Here is a 15056-nt window from a genome sequence, read left to right as displayed (position 1 = left end):
AATAGATAAGTTAAAACAATGATAAAATAGCTTATAATTGTTAAACAAACTTTAAAATTAACAATTATGAAGCAATTTTCTTTGAGTTACTTCAAAGTGATCTTCTTTCTGCTTTGTCCTTCTTTACTTCTTTCTCAGGAAGTTCTGGAAGGAACAACCATTAACGAGGCCACTGGTGAGGTTGTGCCATTCGTTAATGTTCTGGAGAAAGGAACCAGCAATGGTACAACCAGTGATATTGAGGGGAAATTCTCTATCACGGTAGAATCACTTCCCACAACTTTAGTGTTCTCTTATCTCGGATTTGAAACCCAGGAAAGAAATTTCACAGATGATTCCCCGATAACAATTAGATTAAGTGAATCTGCTGCGGCTCTGGACGAAGTTGTTGTAACCGGTCTGGCATCTTCTACTAAACGATCTAATACCGCAAACGCTGTTGCCTCGGTTTCAGCAGAAGAATTGACCGGAGTTACCGTTCAATCTGGATTAGATGGAGCGCTATCTGGTAAATTTAATGGAGCTGAAATTAAAGCCAACTCCGGTGCTCCTGGAGGTGGTATTTCTATGCGACTGCGTGGGGTTACTTCCATTTTTGGAGATCAGCAACCACTATTTATCGTGGATGGTGTGTATGTGGATAACTCTTCCATTGGTTTGGGTAACAATATCGTTAGCGAGGCTGCTGGTGGTGGTAACCCTTCAACCAATCAGGATGATGCTTCTAACCGTATTGCAGATATAGATCCACAGGATATTGAAAGTGTGGAGATCCTTAAAGGAGCCTCGGCTGCTGCTATATATGGATCCCGTGCTGCCGGTGGGGTTGTGCTTATTACAACTAAACGAGGTAAAATGGGACTACCAAAAGTAACTTTCTCTCAGGTAGTAGGTCTAAGAACTCCTACGCAGCTGCTTGGTTTAAGAGACTATACTCAAGAGCAAATTACCGCGCTTGGAGGTCCTAATAACCCAACTTTGAATGATTATGAGGCTGAACTTTTCGATAATACGGTAGTTTCTTCAACTACTCGTTTTTCAACTTCCGGAGCGAACGAAAAAACAGACTATTTCTTTGGTGCAACTCATAGAAACGAGCCGGGTCTTGTAGATAATACAGGATATAAGAAAAGCTCGGTAAGATTGAACATTGGCCAGAAATTCAATGACTGGCTGGATCTTTATGTAACCAGTAATTATATCAATTCTCAATCTGACAGAGGATTTTTTAATAATGGTAATGCCAATAGAACTGTAGGTTATGCCCTTGCATTTACCTATCCATGGGAAGATCTATATCCTGTAGATGGTATTTATCCTTTTGGGGGAGCGGGTTCTAACGTGCTGGAAACAGTAGCTTTAACCACGAACAGGGAAGAGGTAAATCGTTTTATAGGAAGTGCCAAGACTAATGTGAAGCTATTAACTACAGATCGCCAAAGACTTAAATTGGTATTAGAAGGTGGTTTTGACCAGTATACTTTAAGAACTACCAGTATCTTCCCGAGTGAACTTACTTATTTCAGGGATCCAAGTTCTCTTGGAGGTGTATCTATATCTGGTTCTACTGTGAATACCAATTACAACTTATCTGCATTCCTTGTTCATAACCTGGATCTGGATAATGGGCTTGCCTTTACCACTCAGGCGGGTAGTTTCCTTCAGGATTTCAACAGGAATACAGTGATTACTATTGCCACAGGGCTTAATGGTTCTCAAACCAATTTGGGACAATCTACCAACGTTTCAACCAACCAGGTGATCAGGCCACAAAGGGATAAAGGTTTCTTTGTTCAGGAGGAAGTAAATTTTGATGATAAGATCATTGGAACCGTGGGTATTAGAGGAGATAAATCCACTAATAACGGGGATGCAAACGAAATGTATTATTATCCAAAAGCCAACCTGGCGGTTAATCTTCATGAATTTGATTTTTGGAATTTAGATTTCCTAAATGTCTTTAAACCAAGGATAGCCTATGGTGAGGCCGGAAGATTCCCGAATTTCAATGATCGTTTTTCCTTAATGGATGCCCAGTTTATTGATGGATCATCAGGGTTAAGCCCGGCGAACTTGCGAGGAAATTCGAATATTGGACCAGAGAGACAAAAAGAATTAGAATACGGTCTGGACTTCGCATTATTTGATAAGAGACTTGATTTTTCAGTATCATTCTATGATAAGACCATCGAGGACCTGTTAATTCAATCTCAATTCCCAACTTCTTCTGGTTTTACTACAGAGGTTGTTAACGGAGGAGAACTTCAGAACAAAGGGGTTGAACTTGGATTGAATGCCATCGTGATGGAAAAAGATGAATTTTCCTGGAACGCCAGTTTTAAATGGTGGAAAAATAAATCTGAAGTAACCAGTCTGGATGTGCCATCTTTTACTAATGGTGGATTTGCAGCAGGTCTGGGAACATTCCTTATTCAGGAAGGGAAAAGTGCAACGCAGATCGTAGGTACTTATGATGCAGATGCCTTTACTGCAGAAGAAATTGCAGAAAGAGATCCCGAAGGTGACGGATTCTTTGTGTATGGAAATGCAGAGCCAGATTTTCAGATGTCCTGGTATAACGAAATCAAGTTCGGTAACTTTGATTTTACCTTTTTATGGCATTGGAAAAAAGGCGGGGATAATATAAATTTAACTACCTTACTTTATGACCTTGCAGGTACTACCTGGGATTATAATGATACAGATCTCGACCCAAGCGGACAGCTTAGTAATGGACAGTACAGAGCTAGTCAGGCCTTCGTGAATCCAGGTCCTTTTATTGAGGATGCCGGTTATTTGAAACTAAGAGAGGTTGGATTGTTTTATACGCTTCCAAATAACTTCATCAAATATGCATCCAACATTAAAGTTGGAGTTTCAGGAAGAAACCTGATCAATATATTTGACTATAACAGTTATGATCCTGAAGTATCGAACTTCGGTAACAACGTTCTGGCTAATAACGTTGAGGTTACGCCTTACCCAATGTCAAGGTTCGTTAATTTTCATTTAAACGTTAACTTCTAAAAGAAAGAACAATCATGAAAAAATTATCAATAACATTCATCTTCATGTTTGCGTTAATACTCTTCCCGGGGTGCGAATTAGAAGATATCGAAAATCCAAATGCACCTACCGTAAGTAGTTTTGCAGAAGGAGCTAGTGCTGGAGATATTATGCTGCTGGCTACTGGTCTGGAGGCTATTATGCGTAGCGACCTGGAGTTTCATTACGACACCGTGAGTATCTTAGGTAGGGAATATTATGACCTTACAAGTGTAGATCCTCGATATACCGGAGAACTGCTGAAGGGGCCTCTGGATAATAATGGGTTTTTAACCACTCGTTCGTATGCCGCGTGGTATAAGGTTGTGAAATCGGCTAATATTCTTATTGAAGCCGTGGAGAATTCTGTGGCCGGATTTAGTGATGCTCAAAAGAGCGATTACTATGGTTACGCTAAGACTCTTAAAGCATATGCATTGTTGATGGTGGCGAACCGCCAGTATGATAATGGAATTAGAATAGACGTGGCCGACCCTGATAACCTAGGGCCGAATGTTGGTTACGACGAAGCTCTTACCGCTATTATGAGCCTTCTTGATGAAGCCAATGCAGATCTTGCGAATGGAACTGAAGACTTTGTAAGTTTAAGTTCAGGTTTTGATGGATTTGATACCGCATCAAGTTTTAGTGAGTTCAACAGAGCTATAGCTGCTCGTGTGGCTTTATATCAGGGGAATGACCAAATGGTTCTTTCTCTATTAGAAGATTCTTTTCTAGATCTTGACGGGGATCTTTATGAAGGACCTGCTCACGTTTTTGGATTAACGGGTAACGATATCCTTAATGCGCAATACCACGTGCCTAATCAGTCTGGTCAGGAATTTATGGTTCATCCATCCTGGATCGCAGATGCAGCTCCTGGTGACTTAAGAGTTGAGGAAAAATCCATAATGCTGGAAGAAGTAGTATTAACAGATGGCCTATCTGCACAATACCAGATCACGGTATATGAAAGCAATGTGGACCCGGTATATTTGATTAGAAACGAAGAGCTGATCCTTATCTATGCTGAAGCCAATATTGGAATAGATAACGATGAAACTGTTGAAGCTATCAATATTGTTAGAAATGCTGCTGGGTTATCTGATTATTCTGGAGCTACCGATTCAGACAGTTTGCTTGAAGAAGTTCTAAGACAAAGAAGATATTCTTTACTGGCTGAAGGTCATCGTTGGATCGATCTTAGAAGACTGGATATGCTCAACTCTGAGAATGTTCCGTTAGATCGCACAGGTGATAATATCATCGATGCTTTTCCAACTCCATTTACCGAGCAATTGAACTAAAATAATAATTAAATAAATTGATAAAAGCCCCGACAAATGTTGGGGCTTTTTGTTGGAGATAAATTGTGGTAGCCTTGCGCTTTCGATAAAAAGTGTAAAAAGATTATTGGTTGGGAAACCATCTTAAAATATATCTTCGCAATCTTAAATCAAAAATCCCTGCCATTGAAAAATCTGAAATGGATATATCTTATTATACTTTCCGTAGTCTGGGGAAGTTCTTTTATTCTCATTAAAAAAGCACTTATCGGCTTAACGGCTATGCAGGTAGGATCTTTCAGGATCATTTTCGCAGCCTTGTTCCTGATCTTGGTTGGGTTTAAAAGTATAAGTCGGCTTAGCTTGAGACAATGGAAATGGATCATCCTGTCCGGCTTTCTGGGCTCTTTCTTTCCGGTATATCTTTTTGCTTATGCCGAAACAGAAATAGATAGCGCCATAGCTTCTATACTTAACGCGACTACGCCTTTGCTTACACTTATATTCGGTGCTTTGTTCTTCCGGGCTGTGTTCAGTCAGAATAAGATCACCGGAGTGGTTGTGGGTCTTTTAGGAACTGCCGGTTTAATTTTAAGCGGGGCAAGTATTAACCCAGATCAGAATTATATGTATTCGCTTCTGGTGATCATGGCTGCAGCTTGTTATGCAATGAATGTGAATATTCTTAAAACCCGTATGAGTGATATTTCTCCGTTAGGGATCGCGGCAGGTAATTTTTCTGTTTTGCTAATTCCAGCGCTAATTTTGCTTTATTCTACCGGCTTCTTTGAGCTTCCGATCTACTCTTCAGAATTAGAGTTGTCTATCATTTACGTGGCGATACTGGGTATTATTGGTACCGGAGTAGCGATGATCATTTTCAATAAACTGGTGCAGATCTCAGACCCGGTCTTTACTACTTCAGTAACCTATACGATTCCTGTGGTTGCGCTGGGATGGGGAATAATGGATGGAGAGGTCTTTAGCTTCTGGCAACTTGTCTCTGCCCTGGTCATCCTAATAGGAGTATTTATAGTGAACCGCTCCAAGGATATCATTTCCAGGTACAGGAAACAGGCGACATAAAAAAAGCCCCGATAAACGGGGCTTTTATATTTATAGGTTCAAAAGAATTATTCAGTTGCGAAATCTTCTTCAGAAACACCTTCATTCACAAGGATCTCAGAAACCTTGAATTCGAATGTTTGTGGGCCTGCAGCCTGAGTCATTTTAAATGGAAATTTAACTCCTTCTACTTCCTGGTAATCGCTATATCCTGTAGGGATAGACATTGTTTGCCCAGCCTGCGATACAGTTTGTACAGTTTGCATTTTCAAACCACTTTCCACGTTGTAATAAGCTTTATAGTTGTCGCTTAGTGCAACAACATAAGCATCTTTACCTTCAACAGTTTCAATTCCTTCTAAAGTTGCGTCTCCAACCTGTAGTTCCGGGAATGGATTAGCATCTATTTTAGCAGTTTTGATTTGGTCTTCGTTGTAAGGGATCTTTTGCCCCTGCGCCATTACAAATCCAGCTTCACCATCAAAAATCTGTTTGCTCATTACGTTACCAGCTACAGAAACTTCTTGATTTAGCTTACCTTCCATTGTTCTCTTTAAGGTAAGGTTTAGAGCCATTCCTTGTATACTAGCTTCAGCTTTCATAACTACACTTTCTACATCTTCAACAGCATCACGTCCACCAACAGCTTCAATATAATTTTCGTAAACTTTTTCTACGGTTATTGAAGCGTCAACTTCTTTAGCTTGTGGTTTTTCAACTTCCTCTCCAAGTTTATTGTAGTATTTCACCGGAATTGTTTTTCCGTTGAATTTTACATTCTCAAGATTAGGAAGAATATCTGAAGCTTTACCTGCTACTACAATTCTCATATTATCTGTTTGATAATATTTGTTAGCAACACGTTTGATGTCTTCTGGAGTAACCGCGTTAATCTTCTCAAGGAAGGTTTCATAAAAATCTTCTGAAAGATCGTTGGTCTTTACATTCAATGCATAGTTAGAGATCGTAGAAGGATTTTCCAGTCTCAAAACGAAATCTCCAGCGAATTTGCTTTTAGCATTTTCCAGTACTTCAGGGTCAACCAATTCGGTTTTGATCCTGTTGATCTCTTTTAAAGATTCTACAATCGCGCTATCTGTAACCGCATTTCTTACGCTGGCCTGAGCTACGAATCTTGAAGCATATTTATCTGCACCGGTACTTGTTCTGGCACCATAAGTATATCCTTTATCTTCTCTAAGATTCATGTTAAGGTAACTTCCAAAACTTCCTCCCAGGATCTGGTTAGCAACAAGTACAGGGAAGTAATCCTCATCAGCCATTTTAAGATCTATGGTGTTCTGGATTCTTAACTCACTCTGTACCGCGTTTGGCATATCTACCAAATTGATCTGAGTTTCATCTACGTTTGTAACCTTAGGTAGTTCTTTAGTTACAGGAGCTCCTTTAGCCCAGCTTCCAAAGTTCTTTTCAGCTAGTTTCTTAACTTCAGAAGTCTTTACATCTCCTACAACTACAAGGTAAGCGTTTGCCGGCTTGAAGTAATTATTGTAGAATTTCTTAACGTCGTCTAAAGTAACTTTTTCGGTATTTTCTACCGTAGCAAATTCACCATAAGGGTGATTTGCACCATAAGCAAGCGCTGCACTCACACGACTTGCGATAGATCCTACATCTTTGTTGATAGATTTAAGACCTTCGATCTGCTTTGTTTTTTCAGCTTCGAATTCTTCCTGGGTAAACTTAGGTCTTAAGGCACCTTCAGCCATTAACTCCATTACACGGGGAAAGAATTTAGATAAAGAGCTTGCATAAACGCTCTCTGATCCAAAGCTGATGTTCGCTCCAAGAAAATCTATTTCTTCATTGTATTTGTCTTTAGAAATATTCTGGGTTCCAGTTCCTAGTAAAGAAGAAACAAGGGCAGAAGTTGCCGGTTTTTCTTCAGCATGCGGAACATTGTCGATGATAAGGGAAGCAGAAACTCTTGGTAATTTATGGTTTTCTACTACCAGTACTTTTAACCCGTTGTTCAGGGTAAATTCATCTGGTTTGCCCAAATTGATCTTTGGGGCAGGTCCCGGTTCTGGTTGCTTAGAACGGTCTACCTGTGCAAATGACGCTGTGGTCAAAAAACAGGCAATAAATAAAGTAAGTATGTTAAATTTCATTCTTCTAATTTTTTAGTTTATTCCTTGGCACTTTCAGGTAGATAGTCTAATTCCAGTCTCTGGTCTTCCTGCAAATATTCATTCGCTACTCTCTTAATATCTTCTCTGGTGATATTTCTGTAGATATCGATCTCTTCGTTGATTAGATCTGTATCTCCGTATAAAACGCTATAGGTAGCAAGCGAAGAAGCGATTCCCTGTATACTGCTGTTGGAATTCACAAAGCGGTTCTCAAATTTGTTCTGAAGCTTCTGGTATTCTTTTTCAGAAATAAGCTCATTTTGTAATTTGTCGATCTCTTCGTCCATTGATTTTGCAAGGGTGTCTAAAGGAGTTTCACCAAGCGCTAATGCGCCCATTACGTAAGTACCATAATCTTCCTGGGTTCTAGGGAAGGCCAGTACCTGTAAAGCGGTCTTTTCTTCGTCTACCATTTTCTTGTACATTCTAGAGCTCTTACCATCTGTAAGTATAGAAGAGATCATGTCCAGAACATAAGCGTCTCTGGATTTCATAGAAGGAGTTCTGTACACAAATAATTTCGCCGGTATTTGAATATTACTATCATATTCTGTAGCCGTGATCGTTTCTGTGATAGGCTCCTCTTTGATGTCTACTCTTTCTACTTCTGTACCTGCCGGGATCTCGCTAAAATAATCCTTGATCATTTTTTTGGTCTTGGCAACATCGATGTCTCCAGCTACAACCAAAGTTGCATTGCTTGCACCATAGTACTTTTTAAAGAAGGCTTTGAATTCATCTAGCTCTGCTGCATCAAGATCTTCCATAGTTCCAATTACAGAGTTCTTATAAGGATGCTTGTCGAATACATACTTATTGATCCCTGTAGCATAGATGATCTTTCCGTAAGGAGCGTTATCGATTCTTGAACGCTTTTCTTCCTTTACAACTTCATTCTGAGTTTCTACACCAATCTCGTTAATTACCGGGTGCAGCATTCTTTCAGACTCCATCCAAAGTCCAAGTTCAAGATTGTTAGATGGGAAAGTTTCGTAATAGTAAGTTCTGTCCTGGGTGGTATTGGCGTTATTGCTTCCTCCATTGGCAGCAACGATGTCGAACCATTTGCCTCGCTCAATATTTTCTGTTCCTTCGAACAAAAGATGCTCAAAGAAATGTGCGAATCCAGATCTTCCTTCTTCTTCATCTTTTGCGCCAACATGATACATAACCCCAACAGTTACTACCGGGGCGGTATTATCCTGATGTAAGATCACATCAAGGCCATTTTCTAATTCATACTCAGTGAATTCAACTTCCTGAGCAAATCCTGCTACTCCAGCGAAGAAGAAACAGGATAACAGTTTTAACTTGTTGATCATTTTTAAAGTGGTTTTTTTTTCAGTTACCACAATTGGTAACGTTTAAGTCTGAAAAGTTACACGAACAGATGTTAAATAGAAGAAATGTGCGAAATGTGTTAAAATTAACATGCTATTAAGGCAAAAACCGTTTCATTTTTTGGAAATTTACTAGGAAAAATTTCTAAATGCTATGGATAAATTCAGTATTCCAATAAAATATGGAGTGGCTATTGCGGCCGGATTAATTGCTTACTTTTTAATACTCTCGATCTTTGGAGCGCATAAGTATCCGATATTCAGTTTATTCAACGGAGTGATTATGGGTGTTGGTATGTATGCAGCGATCAAAAATTACAGAGACAAGAAGGGCAATAAGTTCAAGTTTCAGAAAGGTTTTATGGCCAGCCTGCTAACAGGATTCAATGCGACAATAATCTTTACGATCTTCTTTGGGCTTTATTCTACCGAGTTTAATCCAGGATTTCTTGATGAACTAATCACCGTTTGGATCAAGGATTATAATACCAGTATTGGTATCGTGCTTTTTGTGGTGGCTGTTATGGGATTCGCCACCAGTTTAGTGCTTACCCTGGCTTACATGCAATTGTTCAAGCAATCATGGAACACCAAAGAAGCTAGCAAGCACACCTTGTAATACCGCCCGAAAAAACAAAAAACCTTTGTCAATTAATTAATTAGAATTATATTTGCACCCGCTTGCGTGAAAACGTGAGTTAAATTTTATGTATTTAAATAACTAATTATACGCTATGTACGCAATTGTAGAGATAGCAGGGCAGCAATTTAAAGTTGCAAAAGACCAGAAGGTTTATGTAAACCGTCTAGCAGGAGAAGAAGGAGACAAAGTTTCTTTCGATAAAGTACTTCTTACTGCAGATGGAGATAACGTAACCGTTGGCGCCCCGGCTATAGATGGAGCTCTTGTTGGAGCAAAGATCAACCGTCACCTTAAAGGTGATAAAGTTATCGTTTTCAAAAAGAAAAGACGTAAAGGTTACCGTGTAAAGAACGGTCACAGACAAGCCTTAACTGAAATTCTTATTGAAGGTATAGACCTTAAAGGTGGAAAGAAAGCTACTTCTGCTAAGAAAGAAGAGCCTAAAAAAGAAGAATCTAAGAAGGAATCCAAGTCTGATAAAAAGTCAGATGACCTTAGCCAGCATACAGTTGTAGAGCTTAGAGAAATGGCTAAAGAAAAAGGTGTTGAAGGATACTCTTCTATGAAGAAAGCAGAATTAATTGCTGCATTAAGCTAAATTTAAACTACTAAAAACGAAATAAAATGGCACACAAAAAAGGAGTTGGTAGTTCCAAGAACGGTAGAGAGTCAGAATCGAAACGCTTAGGTGTGAAGATTTTTGGTGGACAGGCTGCCGTTGCAGGAAATATTATCGTAAGACAAAGAGGTACTGCTCATCGTCCAGGTGACAATGTATATGCAGGGAAAGACCATACTTTACATGCCAAAATCGACGGTATTGTAAAATTCACGAAAAAGAAAGATGATAAATCTTATGTTTCTATTGAGCCTTTCGAAGCTTAATTAAAACAGAATCTTAATATTAGAACCCTTTCTTCGGAAAGGGTTTTTTTATTCTTCTAATTAAAAATGTTTAATTATATTGTGTAAAAATTAAACAAAATGAAAATAGCTGAAGAATTTGAATTTGATGAAAGACAGATAGACAGGATCATTGCTATGGCCTGGGAAGATAGAACCACCTTTGAAGCTATAGAATATCAATTTGGACTGTCTGAGAAGCAGGTCATCAAATTCATGCGTGAACAGATGCACCCTCGTAACTGGAGAAAATGGAGAGCCAGGGTGCAGGGGAGAAGCACCAAGCACGAGAAACTAAGAAGTGATGAGGTAAAGAGATTTAAAAGTGATGCACAGCGTGCTATTACAGGTAATAGAATCTCTAAGAAGAAATATTAAAAGAAAATCCCCGCTTAAACGCGGGGATTTTCAGAAAAACCAAACAAAAAGGGAAAATCAATTTAATGCAAAACTGCTTATTAAATTAACCTCCTTACCTTTATAAGAGTACTGGTACAGCATATTGTCCCCAACCATGAGCAGTTTATCATCCAGGGGGATGACATCATAGGTGTTAATGTTGCTGAAATGATCAACCTGTTCAAGGTTGGGGGTGTTTTTTATATCGAAGACCTTTAAACCAGCGTCACCGTCACATACGAATAACCAGTCATCTTTGATCCCAAGACCATATGGATTATTCATTTCATAGGAATTCGAAATTACCGGATTCTGTTTATCTGAAATGTCTACAATATCCAGTTGATTAAAATTTTGCTCGCATTCGTTACCGCCACGAATGGTTACATAGGCGAAATCATCCTTTACTACCACCGGGTCACAGCCCAGCACGTGTTGTAAAAATGAAACATAGTGAGGTGATGCAGGATCCTCGATACTGTAAATGAACATTCCCGTAGCGCTGCCAAGATATAGATGATCCTCATAATTAAATATGGTCTCTATACGCCATCCCGCATACTCAGAGCTAATTCGGTTGGGATCGGCTGCGTTGGAAATGTCGAATACAGATAAGGATTCTTGATCTGCGACATAAAGATAATTTTCTTTGATACTGAACCTGGCCATACTACCACCCTGACCGGTGCTGCCCCCGTCACTTGCGAAATTGCTCGCTGTTTCCATCCAGCCAAGTTCGATCGGGGTCTGTTCTATCTTTCTTTTTTCCATATGATACCCTACGATTACTTCCTCCTCTGGATTGAAGTTCTCGAAATCAACATAGAATGCGCCATCGGGTACAGTTTCTATATAGGCAGGAAATACATCTTTGATCCTCGTCGTTTCTCTAATGTTGTTCATGTCACTAATGTCGAAAACCACGAGGTCCATTCCGCTGTCGGCATATAGCTTGAAATCCTTTATTGCGATATCCATATTGCGGGGGATATACAGGAATTTAACTTTAACTGGACTGTAGGGGTCGGTGTTATCGATGATATGAACACCTTCGTTTTTATCATTGATGAAAATGTAGTCGTTCCAGGAATATATTTTGCCTGATTCTTTGATGTTTCTTGGTTGCTCGATCTTTACAGATGCCCGGAAATCGGCAATACTCTGGGTGATAGGTACTGCAATAGATACAAGATCTTCATCTGTTTCCTCACTACAGGAAACAAATATTAAGAACATTAAAATGGATGCGAGTGATAATATTCTTTTCATTGTTATATCAGTTGGTTATCCCTTAGATGCAGGGGAAGTAAAAAGGTTGCGTTTATATTTATTAAATTTTTTTCTGTCACTTTGTCAGAACTGTGTTTAGTCCTATCTTTGCGATTCTAAAAACCGACAGGTTATTAAAGATTTATGGAGAAGACAATAGACGAAAAAAAGCAGGGAAACTCTTTGGTAATGGAGCCTAAGGCAGAGAATAGCCGTAAACTTTTTATTGAAAGTTATGGCTGTGCGATGAACTTTAGCGACAGTGAGATCGTAGCTTCAATTTTATCTAAAGAAGGGTTTAATACTACCCAGAAATTGGAGGAAGCAGATCTGGTCTTGGTGAATACCTGTTCTATTAGAGAAAAAGCAGAACAAACGGTACGTAAACGTTTGGAAAAATATAACGCAGTTAAAAGGATCAACCCGGGAATGAAAGTAGGGGTTCTTGGCTGTATGGCAGAGCGCCTTAAAAGTAAGTTCCTTGATGAGGAAAAGATCGTAGACCTTGTGGTTGGTCCAGATGCTTACAAAGACCTTCCAAATCTCATAAACGAGGTTGAGGCCGGAAGGGATGCCATTAACGTTATTCTAAGCAAGGAGGAGACTTATGGAGATATTTCTCCGGTAAGACTTCAAACCAATGGAGTTTCGGCATTTGTTTCCATTACCCGTGGTTGTGACAATATGTGTACTTTTTGCGTAGTTCCTTTTACCCGCGGAAGGGAAAGAAGCCGTGATCCTCAAAGTATTGTTGAAGAGGTGAACGACCTGGCTGCAAAAGGATATAAGGAAATTACCCTATTAGGGCAAAATGTGGATTCATATTTATGGTATGGCGGCGGACTGAAAAAAGATTTCAAGAACGCTACAGAAATTCAGAAAGTAACGGCGACTAATTTTGCCGGACTTTTAAAACTTGTTGCTGAAGCTCAGCCTAAAATGAGAATTCGTTTCTCTACTTCCAATCCACAGGATATGACCCTGGATGTGATAGAAGCCATGGCAGAATACAGGAATATTTGTAATTATATTCATTTACCGGTGCAAAGTGGAAGCGACAGGATCCTTAAAAAGATGAATCGTCTGCATACCCGCGAAGAATACTTCACCCTTATAGATAACATTAAAAAGATGATCCCAGATTGTGGGATCTCTCACGATCTTATTACCGGATTCCCTACAGAGACCGAGGAAGATCACCAAGATACGCTTTCTTTAATGGAGTATGTGCAATATGATTTCGGTTATATGTTCGCTTATTCTGAAAGACCTGGAACCATGGCCGAGCGTAAGTTCGAAGATGATGTGCCACATGAGGTTAAGAAAAGAAGGCTACAGGAGATCGTAGATCTTCAGCAAAAGCACAGTAAACTTAGAACCGAAAGATTTTTGGGTAAGACGGTAGAAGTTTTGATAGAAAAGGAATCTAAAAAATCTGCGGCTCACTGGAGTGGAAGGAATTCTCAGAACACCGTGGTTGTTTTCGAAAAAGAGAACTATAAGGTTGGTGATTTTGTGAATGTGAAAATCAATGATTGTACTAGTGCTACTCTAATTGGGGAGCCGGTAGGATATAGTGATAATAACTAAAAAATATCCTGAATTCAGCAGGATCTAAGATATATGGAGTCAGTTCAGGCAATTAAACAACGTTTTGGAATTATTGGGGATGACCCTAAACTTAATCGTGCCGTGGAAAAAGCTATCCAGGTTGCGCCAACAGATATTTCTGTGTTGGTAACCGGGGAGAGTGGAGTTGGTAAGGAGAGTATTCCTAAGATCATCCACGCCTTATCGCACAGAAAGCACGGGAAGTATATCGCTGTGAACTGTGGTGCGATCCCTGAAGGAACTATAGATAGTGAACTTTTTGGTCATGAAAAAGGAGCATTTACCGGGGCTACCCAAACCAGGAATGGTTATTTCGAGGTTGCCGATGGCGGAACTATATTCTTAGATGAGGTTGGTGAACTGCCTTTACCTACCCAGGTAAGATTATTAAGGGTTCTTGAGAACGGTGAATTTATTAAGGTAGGTTCTTCCAAGGTTCAAAAGACCAATGTGAGGATCGTGGCGGCTACCAACATCAATATGTTCGAATCTATCAAGAAAGAAAAGTTCCGCGAAGACCTTTATTATAGATTGAGCACGGTGGAAATTAATTTACCACCGCTACGCGAGAGAAAGGATGATATTCATTTATTGTTCAGGAAATTCGCCTCAGATTTCGGGTTGAAATATAAAATGCCAACTATTAAATTAGAAGATGAGGCGGTAAAATTATTGCTGAAATACAGATGGGGAGGTAACATCCGTCAGCTTAGAAATATCGCGGAACAAATTTCGGTACTTGAACAGAACAGGGTCATTACCGCTGAAGATCTTCGTCATTATCTTCCCGATGTAGGCAGCAATTTGCCGGCAGTGATTTCAGAAAAGAAGCAGGAAGGTGACTTCAGCAATGAAAGAGAGATCCTTTATAAAGTGCTTTTTGATATGAAAAGTGACCTGAACGATCTGAAAAAGCTAACCCTGAAATTAATGCAGGAAGGCGATAGCAAACAGGTTCAGGATGATAATGAAGGATTGATCCAGAAGATCTACGGGAATAGCGGGGACGATATCGATGAGGCAGATATAGACGATGATGAATTGAACGTGCTGCAGATCCCTCAAAAAAATAATTCAGCTTCAAATCAGGAAGAGAAGGATAAATATTATTTTGCTGAAGAAATTGAAGAGGAGGAAACCCTTTCTTTGCAGGATAAGGAGCTTGAGCTTATCAAAAAATCTTTAGAGCGCCACGGCGGGAAACGCAAGGCTGCGGCTGAAGAACTTGGGATAAGCGAACGTACACTTTACCGTAAGATCAAACAATATAATTTGTAGTAATAAGCATTCAGCCTTAAGCGTTAAGCAATTAAGTTCAAATTCAGTATTTTGGTTCTTTTTG

12 protein-coding genes are annotated in these 15056 nt (G+C 39.5%); 9 read left to right on the top strand and 3 right to left on the bottom strand.

The genetic code is table 11. The features are described from left to right. The first annotated feature begins 66 nt into the window (after nt 1-66). The 3 genes from C8P64_RS03450 (at nt 67) to C8P64_RS03440 (ending at nt 5417) form a co-directional block, all read left to right on the top strand. Complete coding sequence (locus C8P64_RS03450; protein WP_108170646.1) at nt 67-3027, top strand: SusC/RagA family TonB-linked outer membrane protein; 2961 nt, start codon at nt 67-69, stop codon at nt 3025-3027. Nucleotides 3028-3041: 14 nt separating this feature from the next. After that, nucleotides 3042-4352 (top strand): RagB/SusD family nutrient uptake outer membrane protein, encoded by a 1311-nt coding sequence (locus C8P64_RS03445; RefSeq protein WP_245889651.1) that lies wholly within the window; start codon nt 3042-3044, stop codon nt 4350-4352. A gap of 159 nt (nt 4353-4511) precedes the next feature. After that, complete coding sequence (locus C8P64_RS03440) at nt 4512-5417, top strand: DMT family transporter (RefSeq protein ID WP_170106633.1); 906 nt, start codon at nt 4512-4514, stop codon at nt 5415-5417. 47 nt (nt 5418-5464) lie between these two features. On the opposite strand, the gene C8P64_RS03435 is transcribed toward C8P64_RS03440, so the two are convergent. Beyond that, on the bottom strand, nt 5465-7528 hold the full coding sequence (locus C8P64_RS03435; protein WP_108170644.1) for a M16 family metallopeptidase: 2064 nt from the start codon (nt 7526-7528) through the stop codon (nt 5465-5467). Between the two features lie 17 nt (nt 7529-7545). Further along, nucleotides 7546-8871, bottom strand: coding sequence for a M16 family metallopeptidase (locus C8P64_RS03430; protein ID WP_108171263.1), 1326 nt, complete (start codon nt 8869-8871; stop codon nt 7546-7548). Between the two features lie 172 nt (nt 8872-9043). Between C8P64_RS03430 and C8P64_RS03425 the strand changes: the two genes are divergently transcribed. The 4 genes from C8P64_RS03425 to C8P64_RS03410 all read left to right on the top strand — a co-directional run bounded on the left by C8P64_RS03425 (nt 9044) and on the right by C8P64_RS03410 (nt 10813). Beyond that, nucleotides 9044-9508: a DUF4199 domain-containing protein gene (locus tag C8P64_RS03425; RefSeq protein WP_108170643.1), complete on the top strand. Its 465-nt coding sequence runs from the start codon at nt 9044-9046 to the stop codon at nt 9506-9508. A gap of 115 nt (nt 9509-9623) precedes the next feature. Continuing rightward, on the top strand, nt 9624-10130 hold the full coding sequence (gene rplU / locus C8P64_RS03420; protein WP_108170642.1) for a 50S ribosomal protein L21: 507 nt from the start codon (nt 9624-9626) through the stop codon (nt 10128-10130). A gap of 26 nt (nt 10131-10156) precedes the next feature. Further along, nucleotides 10157-10417, top strand: a complete 261-nt coding sequence (rpmA, locus tag C8P64_RS03415) for a 50S ribosomal protein L27 (protein ID WP_108170641.1) — start codon at nt 10157-10159, stop codon at nt 10415-10417. A 99-nt stretch (nt 10418-10516) separates the two neighbouring features. Then, nucleotides 10517-10813, top strand: a complete 297-nt coding sequence (locus C8P64_RS03410) for a TIGR03643 family protein (RefSeq protein ID WP_108170640.1) — start codon at nt 10517-10519, stop codon at nt 10811-10813. 57 nt (nt 10814-10870) lie between these two features. Here the strand turns inward: C8P64_RS03410 and C8P64_RS03405 are convergent, their stop codons facing one another. Continuing rightward, nucleotides 10871-12103: an LVIVD repeat-containing protein gene (locus C8P64_RS03405; RefSeq protein ID WP_108170639.1), complete on the bottom strand. Its 1233-nt coding sequence runs from the start codon at nt 12101-12103 to the stop codon at nt 10871-10873. A gap of 144 nt (nt 12104-12247) precedes the next feature. Between C8P64_RS03405 and miaB the strand changes: the two genes are divergently transcribed. Together miaB and C8P64_RS03395 are read left to right on the top strand one after the other, a co-directional pair. Continuing rightward, nucleotides 12248-13693 (top strand): tRNA (N6-isopentenyl adenosine(37)-C2)-methylthiotransferase MiaB, encoded by a 1446-nt coding sequence (gene miaB, locus C8P64_RS03400; RefSeq protein WP_108170638.1) that lies wholly within the window; start codon nt 12248-12250, stop codon nt 13691-13693. Nucleotides 13694-13726: 33 nt separating this feature from the next. After that, nucleotides 13727-14992, top strand: a complete 1266-nt coding sequence (locus C8P64_RS03395; RefSeq protein WP_108170637.1) for a sigma-54 interaction domain-containing protein — start codon at nt 13727-13729, stop codon at nt 14990-14992. Nucleotides 14993-15056: the final 64 nt, after the last annotated feature.

Source organism: Christiangramia gaetbulicola, assembly GCF_003054225.1.
Classification (GTDB): domain Bacteria; phylum Bacteroidota; class Bacteroidia; order Flavobacteriales; family Flavobacteriaceae; genus Christiangramia; species Christiangramia gaetbulicola.
Note: the sequence above shows the minus strand (reverse complement) of the source record. Positions and strands in the feature narration are given on the sequence as shown.